An 11,477-nucleotide genomic window follows, 5' to 3' on the forward strand; every position below is an offset into this window, starting at 1 on the left:
TCGTTATGTAAGTGAAAGGTGGGGTTACATGTCACTTCGATTTGTGATTGGTAGAGCGGGAAGTGGAAAAAGTACACTTTGTTTACGTGAAGTGCAAGAAGAGTTAAAACAGCGCCCGAGAGGGAAAACAATATTATATCTTGTGCCAGAACAGATGACATTCCAGACGCAGCAGGCGTTAATTGGAAGTGAGGATGTAAGAGGTTCTATTCGGGCACAAGTTTTTAGTTTTTCACGATTAGCGTGGAAGGTGCTGCAAGAAGTTGGCGGAGCGAGTCGTCTTCATATTGATGAAGCTGGTGTACATATGTTACTCCGTAAAATTGTAGAGTCTCGTAAAGATGGATTATCGGTGTTCCAAAAAGCAGCGGAGCAAAATGGTTTCTTTGAACATCTTGGCAGTATGATTGCAGAGTTTAAACGTTACAATGTAACGCCATCTAACGTATATGAAATGTGGCAACAATTAGATGCGCATAGTAGCAGTGCCGAACAAAAGTTACTAGCGAATAAAGTGTATGATTTACAGTTACTATACGATGATTTTGAACGTGCTTTAATTGGAAAATACTTAGATTCAGAAGACTACCTGCAATTGCTAGTGGAAAAGCTTCCGCAGTCTGAATATGTAAATGGTGCGGAAATTTATATAGATGGATTTCATTCATTCTCTCCGCAAGAGTTAGAGATTGTAAGACAGCTTATGATTTGCGGAGCGAGAGTTACGATCACGTTAACGATAGATGAAAAAACGTTAGCACAGCCAGTAAATGAACTCGATTTATTTTATGAAACGACGTTAACGTATGAAAAAATAAAACAAGTAGCGCGTGAAGAGAAAATAGTAATTGAAAAAACAATTCCACTTATGGAACAGCCGCGTTTTCATTCTCCAGCATTAGCGCATTTAGAAGCTCATTATGAAGCGCGTCCGAATGAAAAATTTAACGGTGAAGCGAGTGTAACGATTAGTACAGCTGCGAATTTACGAGCGGAGGTAGAAGGTGTTGCTCGTGAAATTCGTAAACTTGTTGCGGACGAAAAATATCGTTACCGAGATATTGCAGTGCTTCTTCGTAATGGGGAAAGTTATTACGATGTGATGCGAACGTTATTTACAGATTACAATATCCCGCACTTCATCGATGAAAAGCGCCCGATGTCACACCACCCATTGGTAGAATGTATTCGTTCTGCACTCGAGATTATTAGTGGGAATTGGCGTTATGATGCGGTGTTCCGTTGCGTGAAAACAGAGCTTTTATATCCATTAGACGTAAGAAAAGAAGCGATGCGTGAAGAAATGGATGAATTTGAAAATTACTGTTTAGCGTACGGTGTACAAGGAAAGAGATGGACTGCTGAAGATCCATGGATGTATCGCCGTTATCGTTCTCTTGATGATACGAACGGGATGATTACAGACAGTGAACGTGAAATGGAAGAGAAAATAAATAGGCTACGTGACGTTGTAAGAACACCTGTTATTCGCATGCAAAAAAGGTTAAAGCGTGCAGGAACAGTTATGCAAATGTGTGAAGCAGTTTACTTGTTTTTAGAAGAACTGGATGTTCCGAAGAAACTAGAAGAATTACGTATACGTGCAGAAGAAAGTGGAGATTTCTTATTTGCGACAGATCATGAACAAGTATGGGAAGAAGTAATGAGCCTTCTTGATACATTTGTAGAGATGCTTGGGGAAGAGAAAATGTCTCTTTCTATGTTTACTGACGTTATGTCGACAGGTCTTGAGGCACTTCAATTTGCTAACATTCCGCCTTCATTAGACCAAGTGTTAATTGCTAATATTGATCACTCCAGATTATCTGATGTGAGAGCAACGTTTATTATAGGTGTAAATGAGGGTGTCATTCCAGCAGCACCTATGGATGAAGGTATGCTTTCTGATGAGGAAAGAGAAGTTCTTGGTGCGGCAGGGATTGAATTAGCGCCAACGACGAGACAAACTTTGTTAGAAGAACAGTTCGTTATGTATCAAATGGTAACGAGAGCATCTGAGAAGTTATACATTTCATGCCCGCTTGCAGATGAAGAAGGAAAGACGTTACTTGCGTCTAGCTTTATTAAGAAAATAAAAAGAATGTTCCCTAATGTGAAAGATTCATTTATTACGAATGACGTAAATGATTTATCACGTTCAGAACAAATTTCATATGTAGCAACGCCAGAAGTAACGTTATCTTACGTTATGCAGCAACTACAAACGTGGAAGCGATACGGATTTGAAGGGAATTTAGACTTTTGGTGGGACGTATATAATTTCTACGTAACTTCAGATGAATGGAAACAAAAAAGTAGCCGCGTCTTATCAAGTTTATTCTACCGAAATCGTGCGAAGAAACTAAGTACAGCAGTAAGTAGAGATTTATACGGAGATATAATTAAAGGAAGCGTCTCTCGTATGGAACTATTTAATCGTTGTGCATACGCTCATTTTGCGCAGCACGGTTTATCGCTTAGAGAGCGTGATATTTTCAAGCTTGATGCGCCAGACATCGGCGAATTATTCCATGCGGCATTAAAGAAAATTGCGGACAAGTTATTGCGTGAAAACCGCACTTGGGCGGATTTATCCATAAAAGAGTGTGAGCATCTTTCTGTTTTAGTAATAGAAGAAATTGCGCCGTTATTACAACGACAAATTTTATTAAGTTCAAACCGTCATTTCTATTTAAAACAAAAACTACAACAAATCATTTTCCGTACGTCAATCATTCTTCGTGAACATGCGAAGTCAAGCGGATTCGTACCAGTTGATTTAGAGGTGCCGTTCGGTATGGGAGGTACAGGGTCACTTCCGCCGATGGAATTCTCATTACCAAATGGTGTGAAGATGGAAGTAGTCGGCCGTATTGACCGTGTTGATAAGGCAGAAGATGAAAACGGGACGTTCTTACGTATTATTGATTATAAATCAAGTTCAAAAGCGTTAGATTTAACGGAAGTGTATTACGGATTAGCACTTCAAATGTTAACGTATTTAGATGTTGTTACTTCGAATGCACAGACGTGGATGAAAAAAGGCCACGCAGCATCACCAGCTGGTGTATTGTATTTCCATATTCATAACCCAATCGTTGAGATGAAAGGTGACGCATCTGAAGCTGAAATTGAAAAAGAAATTTTAAAGAAATTTAAAATGAAAGGACTCGTATTAGGAGATGCTGACGTTGTTCGTTTAATGGATAACAAACTTTCAACAGGAAGCTCAGATATTATTTCTGCTGGCCTGAAAAAAGACGGAAGCTTTAGTGCGCGTTCAAGTATTGCAAGTGAGCAAGAGTTTAACGTACTGCAAAAATATGTACACCATACGTTTGAAAATATCGGAAAAGATATTACAGAAGGTGTTATCGATATTGCTCCTTATAAAATGGGAAATAAAGCAGCATGTACGTTCTGTAACTTCAAATCTGTTTGTCAATTTGATGAGTCACTTGAAGATAATCAGTTCCGATCGTTAAAAGATATGAAAGATAGCGAAGCGATGGAGAAAATAAGAGAGGAGGTTGGCGGAGAATGATAGAAAATTGGCCTAAAAAACCAGAAGGTAGTCAATGGACAGATGACCAGTGGAAAGCTGTTGTAGCGAACGGACGTGATATTTTAGTTGCGGCTGCAGCTGGATCAGGTAAAACAGCAGTATTAGTTGAACGTATTATTAAAAAGATTATTAATGAAGAGAACCCAGTCGATGTCGACCGCCTGCTCGTTGTAACATTTACGAATGCAGCAGCACAAGAGATGAAAAACCGAATCGGAGAAGCGTTAGAAAAGGTATTAATTGATGAACCAGGCTCTCAACACGTAAGAAAGCAGCTGAGCCTATTAAATAAAGCTTCCATTTCAACAATTCACTCATTCTGTTTACAAGTAATTAGAGGATATTACTACATGCTTGATGTTGATCCTCGTTTCCGTATTGCGAATCAAACAGAAAATGAATTGTTAAAAGAAGAAGTGCTAGATGACATATTAGAAGAAGAGTATGGCATCGAAGATAATACGATATTCTTTGAACTCGTTGATCGTTATACGAGTGACCGTAGTGATGATGACTTACAACGTATGATTTTAGCGCTTCATACAGAATCAAGAGCGCATCCAAATCCGGAAAAATGGCTTGATAAATTAGTAGAAGCATATGACGTAGAAGGAAAGACAATTGAGGATTTAGTATATGCTTCTTATTTATTAGAAGATGTGAAATTCCAGCTTGAAACAGCGGAACAGCATATTCGTAAGGCAACTGAACTCGCAATGCTTCCTGACGGTCCAGCGCCTCGCATTGAAACCCTGCAAGCAGATGTAGCTTTACTTGGAACGCTATCATCAGCTGCTCGTGAGTCGTGGACAAGTTTGTATGAAGCGATGCAAAACGTATCATGGCAAACGTTAAAGCGTATTAAGAAAAGTGATTACAATGAAGATGTTGTAAAACAAGTAGACTCTCTTCGTAATAAAGCGAAAGATGAAGTGAAGAAATTACAGGAAGAGTTATTTAGCCGCAAACCTGAAAGTTTCTTACGAGATTTTCAAGATATGCACCCAGTATTAGAAAAGCTTGTTCAACTTGTAAAAGTATTTACAGAACGTTTCCAAGCGATGAAGCGAGACAAAGGAATGGTCGATTTCACAGATTTAGAGCATTTCTGTTTACAAATTTTAAGTGAACAAAGTGAAAATGGTGAAATGAATCCTTCAGCAGTAGCGCTTCAATATCGTAATAAATTTGCTGAAGTGTTGGTCGATGAATATCAAGATACGAACTTTGTACAGGAATCCATTATTAAATTCGTAACGAAAGATTCTGAGAGTGAAGGAAACTTGTTCATGGTTGGCGACGTAAAGCAGTCAATTTATCGTTTCCGACTAGCCGAACCAGGCTTATTCCTAGGAAAGTATAAACGCTTTACGCAAGAAGGATCGGGCGGCGGAATGAAGATTGACTTAGCGAAAAATTTCCGTAGTCGTCATGAAGTGCTAGCAGGAACGAACTTCATCTTCAAACAAATTATGGGCGAAGAAGTTGGGGAAATCGATTACGATGCTGACGCTGAATTAAAGCTAGGTGCTAGCTATCCAGAAGGTGAAGATGTAGCGGCAGAGCTATTATGTATTCAGCAAACGGAAGAAGAAGTAATAGACGGTGAAGAAGGTGCAGAAGTCGAAAAAGCACAGCTAGAAGCTCGTCTTATGGCGCAGCGTATTAAAGCGATGGTTGATTCCGGTTACGAAGTGTATGATCGTAAAACGGATAGTATGCGCCCTGTACAATACCGTGATTTCGTTATTTTACTCCGCTCGATGCCGTGGGCGCCGCAAATTATGGAAGAGTTAAAATTGCAAGGAATTCCAGTATATGCTGACCTTGCGACTGGTTATTTTGAAGCGACAGAAGTAAATATTATGATGAACGTATTCCGCGTTATTGATAATCCGATGCAAGATATTCCGCTTGCAGCTGTACTTCGTTCACCGATTGTGGGACTAAATGATGAAGACCTTGCGACGCTTCGTGCTCATGGGAAGAAAGGGTCATTTTATGAAGTAATGAGCTCGTTCTTAAAAGGAGCACCGCTTGAAGAAGAGCAAGAACTTCATGATAAATTAGAGTGGTTTTATAATTTACTGCAAGGATGGCGTGAATTTGCCCGTCAACAATCCCTTTCTGATTTAATTTGGAAAGTGTACGGTGAGACAGGTTATTACGACTTCGTTGGCGGTTTACCAGCAGGAAAGCAAAGACAAGCAAACTTACGCGTACTATATGACCGTGCAAGACAATATGAAGCAACATCATTTAGAGGGTTATTCCGCTTCTTACGTTTTATTGAACGTATTTTAGAACGCGGTGATGATATGGGTACGGCGAGAGCCCTAGGTGAACAAGAAGACGTTGTTCGCATTATGACGATTCATAAAAGTAAAGGGCTAGAGTTCCCGGTCGTATTTGTAGCTGGACTCGGTCGTCGTTTTAATACACAAGACTTAATGAAGCGTTTCTTACTGCATAAAGATTTCGGTTTCGGTTCACAATTTATCGATCCGCGTAAACGAATTAAATATACGACATTATCGCAACTTGCAATTAAACGCAAAATGAAAATGGAATTAATCGCGGAAGAAATGCGTGTATTATATGTAGCGTTAACGCGTGCGAAAGAGAAGTTAATTTTAATCGGAACAGTTAAGGATGCAAATAAGGAAATGGAAAAATGGCTTGATGCGAGGGAACATAATGAATGGTTATTACCAGATCACATACGTGCCGGAGCGTCTTGTTATTTAGACTGGATTGCACCTTCATTATATAGACATCGTGATAGTGAAATGCTTCTTGAATTAGGACAAGGAAGCATTCCGGATGAAATTTACGGGTATGACACTAGCTGGAAAGTAGAAGTTGTGGACGGTAACACGCTACTTGCACCAGAGCCAGTTCAAGAAGAGAAACAAGAATTGTTAGAAGCGCTTCGTGAGAAAAAGGCTGTTCCCCTGCAAAGTGAACGGAAAGAAGAAGTGTACGACAGATTAATGTGGAAGTACGGATATGAGGATGCGACATCTCATCGTGCGAAGCAATCTGTTACAGAAATAAAGAGAAATTATCAATCTGAAGAAGGTAGCGATAACGCCTTTATTAAAAAACTACGTGCACCAATTAAAACACGTCCGCGCTTTATGGAGAAAAAAGGGTTAACGTACGCAGAGCGTGGAACAGCAGTCCATGCCGTTATGCAGCATGTAGATTTGAAGAAACCGATTACGGCCGAAACGCTACAAGAACAAATCGCAGGAATGGTAAATAAGGAATTATTAACATTCGAGCAGGCGGAAGAAATAGCAATTGAAAAAGTAATTTCATTCTTTGACAGTGACTTAGGTAAAAGGGTATTAGCGGCAAAAAGTGTAGAGCGTGAAGTACCATTTACGATGATGCTTGCAGCAGAAGAAGCATATCAAGATTGGCAAGGGAAGAGTGAAGAAACGATTCTTGTCCAAGGGGTTATCGACTGCATGATTGAAGAGGAAGATGGCATTACGTTAATCGACTTCAAAACAGATACGATTGAAGGGAAATTCCCAGGCGGATTCCAACAAGCAAAACCAATTTTAGAAGATCGATATAAAGTGCAACTTTCGTTATATGCAAAAGCACTCGAGAAAAGCTTACAACATCCTGTCAAAGAGAAATGTTTATACTTCTTTGATGGGAATCACGTTGTAAATATTGAAGGATAGACGACAGAAAGGGGCTATAAAAAATGACAACGTTAAAAACTTGTGAACAGGGACACGAGTACTATAAAAGTAGCGATTGTCCAACTTGCCCAACCTGTGAGAAAGAGAGGAAACCAAAAGAAGGTTTTCTCTCTCTTCTTTCAGCGCCAGCAAGAAGGGCATTAGAACACCATGGAATTCAAACTGTAGAAGAACTCTCAAAATATAGTGAAAAAGAAATTTTAAAACTGCATGGTATGGGACCTGCGTCTTTGCCGAAGCTTAGACAAGCTTTGGAGGAGAGCGGATTATCATTTAAATAAAATGAAATAGTGCCTCTTCACTACTTACTTGTTTATACTACTATTTGTGAACAGTAAAGCTCTTGCTGATTAAAATTTCATTCTAATAATTTGAATTAGATAAAAGAAAAAAGTAGGAGAATATCTCCTACTTTTTTTACGCTGTTCCAATCTGATCTTGATCCGCCACATCAGAATCAAATGTATTTGTTGCACTAACGCCGCTAAAAGTATTCACAACAAACCCAACATTGGAAGCTCCAGATCCGTTATAGGCTTTCGTGTTTTCTTTCGGAGACACGTTATAAAAATCTCCTAAGTTGAAAGAGCCGTTACTGTTTTGAACGACGAGATTTCCTACAACCGAAGGCATACCATCCACCTACTTTACTAAGCTTTTTAATTACTATATGAATTATTGTGCGGAAGGTTCATCTGTAATATATTGGCGGATTTGCATAATACGAGAGTTATTAAAAACATAATCAACATTTCCAATTTGAAAGCAACCAGAATTTAAAAGTGTCCGTAATTCAACGTTATTAACTTCAATAAAAGGGCATTCATTTACAATATTTAATTTTACATCTGTCGTTCGTTTTGGAATTGTAATGTGTTCATCTGTAAAGATTTCAAAAGCATCAAAACGACCTTCTCCCCTTATATAACAAGGAATTTCACGGTGGACGGCAAGAGCTCTACTTTTTAATTCCATTTGGTTTGCATCTCCAACTTGCAATACGGCAGTAATCCCTAAAGAAATAATAGAAACATTTTGGACAATGGACACATGATGCAACATAATTTCTCAGTCTCCTTAACCTGGAGTAGGAGGGACATCTGTTACTAATGGTACAAATGGACCCTCTGTAACTGTTTCAAATGGTGTATCGAGAATAGAAGATAGAATGAGGAGATTTGCATCTCCAATTAAAAAGAGTGCGGACGATGATACACCGTTCATTTTAATCTGTCCGACTTTTAACTCACGGTTTACAACGTTAAGGTTCATACATACTTACTCCTTTCGGAAATTTCCCGGTATGTGCTGAATAAAGGAGAGAAAGGCTTTGTCAATATCTTGTTTCATTGCCTGAATAATGATATCTCGTAAATAATCTGGATCTGTTGAAATACCTTCATATGATTGAACTTGTGATAAATAATAAGGGAGTCGATGCTCCATCTGTTTTTTTATGTCATCCACCATCATTTGTCGATACATTTCATCAAGCGGTGTTCTCTCTTCTTGTTCAAAATGTAGAATACGATTATATGCTTCTTCATCTAAGTATCGATGCATTTCTTGAAGGATACCTTGATAAAAGTCTGGGTTTGTTTCGGTTTCAGGATTTACCTTCAATGTTTCTGTATCCACTTGAAAATCTTCAATTTGTTGTCCTTTTGCTGAAAATGGATTTAAACCAATATTTAAAGTACCATTTAAGTTTTCGACTTTTAATTGATCGAATTTGTATTCCACTTTTCCTACAGAAGAGGAGGGGCGATTTTTTAATTCGTTAAGCTCTTCTTGGAGTTGTCGCACTTGATCTTCTAAATTCAGGATGGCTGCTTGTTGTGTTTGAAGAGCTTGTTGGAGTTGGTGTAAGTAAGTATATATATCTTGATTCATTTGTGAAACCTCCTTTTCAATAGGGAGGGTAAAAATATTCCTGCTATATATTTATGACAAGGATGTCTTAAGAAGAACTAGTTGATGGTTTGATAGAAATAATTTGTCCTTTTGCCTGTAATGGGCGAAGTGGCTCCGTAAATCCGCCTGTATTTGAAAATTTAGATAGGGCTTTAATACTTCCGGCAGTACCAATTTGGAATACAGAAGAGGTTGTGATGCTATCAATTTTAATACTGTTGATGATGATACTTTGGTTTACATAAAAATTCAATTCAATTGCCTCCTTTAAGTTGAGCCAATTATCGCTTGATCGATTACATCTGAATCGTTGACAGTCGTTGCACTTTGATAATTGTAGACAGAAACATTATCTCCAACGTTGAAAGAACCGGCCCCGGCGAAAGCACGTGAGTAACTAATAGGCCTAATCGCAAATACATCTCCAATATGAAAAATACCACTTGATCCAATATTGACGATACGAATATGTCCGACCATAGCTGGCATACAAAACACCCTTCGTTTTTAAAATTTTCTTTTCTACTATTGTATGGGCGTTTCCAATAAAATGTGTGTTTTTTTGAAATAAAAGAAACACACGCGTTATTGCGTGTGTGTGTTGAACGTTTGAGTAGGGTGTAAATCCGTATGTACATGACAAATTACATTTAAGAGCCTGTCCAGTTCTTGGCTACAATCCACTGTTCTTTGAGAAGTCATTCCATAGCGTTCAGCAAAATAGATCATTTTTTCACGTTTTTTTTCAATAGCTTGCTCAAACATTGAAATCGGCTCCATCTCTAAATGAAATTTTTAGTATATATGTAGTACATATTATACAAAAAATTCATAAAAAAGAAATGCCTTCGCTAAAAAAAGTAAAATTTCTACATTTTATGCTAAATAATGAATAAGTAACGAATAAGATGCGAGAAGAATATTGTAAAAATTAGCGTGCATGAGAAGGTTTTTTTCTTGCGGATGCGAATACAATTAAAGGGCATGAGTTTTAGGATGGAGAGTGGAAATATTGCGTTTTGTAACGGCGAAGAAAGAAGAAAAGGTATTTGTAGGTATTGTGGATGAAGAAGAAGAAAAGGTATTACACTTAAGAGAAGCGCAAAGACAAAAAGGGGAAAAGGTTACAATCCCTATTACAATGTTAGAGTGTATTGAAAGAGGGACTGAATGTTTTGAGAAAGTATGTGAAATTGTAAATTGGGCAAAAGAGAACGGGGAAGCGGCGTATTATCCGTTAACAGAGGTGAGAATATTAGCGCCGATTCCAAGGCCAAGAAAGAATATTTTGTGCGTTGGAAAAAACTATCGTGAGCATGCGGTAGAAATGGGCGGAGTAGAGTCTATTCCAGAAAATATAATGATCTTTACGAAAGCACCAACAACAGTTATTGGCATAAATGAGCAAATTAATGGTCACCCTCACGCAACGGACGAACTAGATTACGAAGGAGAACTAGCTATCATTATTGGTAAGCGAGGGAAGCAAATTAAAAAAGAAAAAGCGCTTGAGCATGTTTTTGGTTATACGATTATAAATGATGTAACAGCTCGAGACATTCAAAGAAAACATAAACAGTTTTTCCTTGGGAAAAGCTTCGATACATTTTGTCCGATGGGACCGTATTTAATTCATAAATCGGTGGTTGAAACGCCGAATGCATTACACATTGAAACGGTAGTAAATGGAGAAGTAAGGCAAACTTCCAACACAAATAAAATGATTTTTTCAATAGAAGAAATTATTTCAACGATAAGCAAAGGAATGACTTTAGAACCAGGCGATATTATCGCAACAGGAACGCCGGCTGGTGTCGGAAAAGGTTTTACACCACCGAGGTTTTTACATGTTGGTGATGAAGTGGTCATTACAGTGGAAAGAATTGGTACTTTGCGAAATGTAGTGAAATGAGAAAAGAGCTATCTTGTATAAAGATAGCTCTTTTCTATGGTCTCGGATTATAGAGATAATCTATAACGGCAAAAGTGTAAAGACCAATTAATGCAAGTGTACAAATGCCAAATAATATAACCGCAAGTGCGCTTTTTTCTCGTCCAAATCCAATAATAGTAAGAATAACAGCAGTCCAAAATGATGCTTTCAGTAGTGTGAGTGTAGTAGGAGTTGAGTAATGAAGCCATGTTGTGGAAAGTAGGAAACTAAAGAATGTAACTAAAATAAAAGCTGTAGCTAAATAGTAAATATGTTTACCATATCTTAGTAGCATATCGCACCTCCTTTATGAATTTAAAATACAGAAAATTACAATTTCATT

Annotated in this window: 12 protein-coding genes; 4 read left to right on the forward strand and 8 right to left on the reverse strand. The window is 38.1% G+C overall.

Annotation, left to right across the window (positions count from 1 at the left end):
* The first annotated feature begins 28 nt into the window (after nt 1-28).
* Genes addB through N2V79_RS05770 form a run of 3 tightly spaced genes read left to right on the forward strand, consistent with a single transcriptional unit; the run spans nt 29 to nt 7,568 of the window.
* Nucleotides 29-3,544, forward strand: coding sequence for a helicase-exonuclease AddAB subunit AddB (gene addB / locus N2V79_RS05760; RefSeq protein WP_254489006.1), 3,516 nt, complete (start codon nt 29-31; stop codon nt 3,542-3,544).
* A complete protein-coding gene (gene addA / locus N2V79_RS05765) occupies nt 3,541-7,266 on the forward strand; it encodes a helicase-exonuclease AddAB subunit AddA (RefSeq protein WP_064532884.1) in 3,726 nt (1,241 codons plus the stop codon). Before addB ends, addA begins: the two co-directional genes overlap by 4 nt.
* Nucleotides 7,267-7,289: 23 nt before the next feature.
* Entirely contained in the window at nt 7,290-7,568 is a 279-nt protein-coding gene (locus N2V79_RS05770) for an RNA polymerase alpha subunit C-terminal domain-containing protein (RefSeq protein ID WP_053565036.1), read from the forward strand.
* Nucleotides 7,569-7,704: 136 nt separating this feature from the next.
* Here N2V79_RS05770 and gerPF read toward each other — a convergent pair whose 3' ends face one another.
* The 7 genes from gerPF to N2V79_RS05805 all read right to left on the reverse strand — a co-directional run bounded on the left by gerPF (nt 7,705) and on the right by N2V79_RS05805 (nt 9,966).
* Nucleotides 7,705-7,920 carry a spore germination protein GerPF gene (gene gerPF / locus N2V79_RS05775; RefSeq protein WP_001141570.1) on the reverse strand — a complete coding sequence of 72 codons (216 nt, stop codon included), beginning with the start codon at nt 7,918-7,920 and terminating at the stop codon, nt 7,705-7,707.
* A 42-nt stretch (nt 7,921-7,962) separates the two neighbouring features.
* Complete coding sequence (locus N2V79_RS05780; RefSeq protein ID WP_000902329.1) at nt 7,963-8,349, reverse strand: spore germination protein GerPE; 387 nt, start codon at nt 8,347-8,349, stop codon at nt 7,963-7,965.
* A 15-nt stretch (nt 8,350-8,364) separates the two neighbouring features.
* Nucleotides 8,365-8,559: a spore germination protein GerPD gene (gene gerPD / locus N2V79_RS05785; RefSeq protein ID WP_001052807.1), complete on the reverse strand. Its 195-nt coding sequence runs from the start codon at nt 8,557-8,559 to the stop codon at nt 8,365-8,367.
* A gap of 6 nt (nt 8,560-8,565) precedes the next feature.
* Nucleotides 8,566-9,180 (reverse strand): spore germination protein GerPC, encoded by a 615-nt coding sequence (gerPC, locus tag N2V79_RS05790; RefSeq protein ID WP_001070761.1) that lies wholly within the window; start codon nt 9,178-9,180, stop codon nt 8,566-8,568.
* Between the two features lie 67 nt (nt 9,181-9,247).
* Nucleotides 9,248-9,454, reverse strand: coding sequence for a spore germination protein GerPB (gene gerPB / locus N2V79_RS05795; RefSeq protein ID WP_001012508.1), 207 nt, complete (start codon nt 9,452-9,454; stop codon nt 9,248-9,250).
* 14 nt (nt 9,455-9,468) lie between these two features.
* Nucleotides 9,469-9,690 (reverse strand): spore germination protein GerPA, encoded by a 222-nt coding sequence (gene gerPA, locus N2V79_RS05800; protein WP_001111187.1) that lies wholly within the window; start codon nt 9,688-9,690, stop codon nt 9,469-9,471.
* A gap of 96 nt (nt 9,691-9,786) precedes the next feature.
* Entirely contained in the window at nt 9,787-9,966 is a 180-nt protein-coding gene (locus N2V79_RS05805) for an aspartyl-phosphate phosphatase Spo0E family protein (RefSeq protein WP_000462857.1), read from the reverse strand.
* A 247-nt stretch (nt 9,967-10,213) separates the two neighbouring features.
* Here N2V79_RS05805 and N2V79_RS05810 point away from each other — a divergent pair, with 247 nt between their 5' ends.
* Nucleotides 10,214-11,113: a fumarylacetoacetate hydrolase family protein gene (locus N2V79_RS05810; RefSeq protein WP_340719662.1), complete on the forward strand. Its 900-nt coding sequence runs from the start codon at nt 10,214-10,216 to the stop codon at nt 11,111-11,113.
* A 34-nt stretch (nt 11,114-11,147) separates the two neighbouring features.
* On the opposite strand, the gene N2V79_RS05815 is transcribed toward N2V79_RS05810, so the two are convergent.
* Nucleotides 11,148-11,429 (reverse strand): hypothetical protein, encoded by a 282-nt coding sequence (locus tag N2V79_RS05815; protein WP_340719663.1) that lies wholly within the window; start codon nt 11,427-11,429, stop codon nt 11,148-11,150.
* Nucleotides 11,430-11,477 lie beyond the last annotated feature (48 nt).

The sequence above is a fragment of the Bacillus sp. CH_70 genome (genome assembly GCF_038007045.1).
Lineage (GTDB): Bacteria > Bacillota > Bacilli > Bacillales > Bacillaceae_G > Bacillus_A > Bacillus_A cereus.

Bases quoted from the DNA above. Each gene is read 5' to 3' on its own strand.
- gerPD (WP_001052807.1), bottom strand. From the start codon at position 8,559: ATGAACCTTAACGTTGTAAACCGTGAGTTAAAAGTCGGACAGATTAAA.
- gerPA (WP_001111187.1), bottom strand. From the start codon at position 9,690: ATGCCAGCTATGGTCGGACATATTCGTATCGTCAATATTGGATCAAGT.
- N2V79_RS05770 (WP_053565036.1), top strand. From the start codon at position 7,290: ATGACAACGTTAAAAACTTGTGAACAGGGACACGAGTACTATAAAAGT.
- N2V79_RS05815 (WP_340719663.1), bottom strand. From the start codon at position 11,429: ATGCTACTAAGATATGGTAAACATATTTACTATTTAGCTACAGCTTTT.
- gerPC (WP_001070761.1), bottom strand. From the start codon at position 9,180: ATGAATCAAGATATATATACTTACTTACACCAACTCCAACAAGCTCTT.
- N2V79_RS05780 (WP_000902329.1), bottom strand. From the start codon at position 8,349: ATGTTGCATCATGTGTCCATTGTCCAAAATGTTTCTATTATTTCTTTA.
- gerPF (WP_001141570.1), bottom strand. From the start codon at position 7,920: ATGCCTTCGGTTGTAGGAAATCTCGTCGTTCAAAACAGTAACGGCTCT.
- addB (WP_254489006.1), top strand. From the start codon at position 29: ATGTCACTTCGATTTGTGATTGGTAGAGCGGGAAGTGGAAAAAGTACA.
- addA (WP_064532884.1), top strand. From the start codon at position 3,541: ATGATAGAAAATTGGCCTAAAAAACCAGAAGGTAGTCAATGGACAGAT.
- N2V79_RS05805 (WP_000462857.1), bottom strand. From the start codon at position 9,966: ATGTTTGAGCAAGCTATTGAAAAAAAACGTGAAAAAATGATCTATTTT.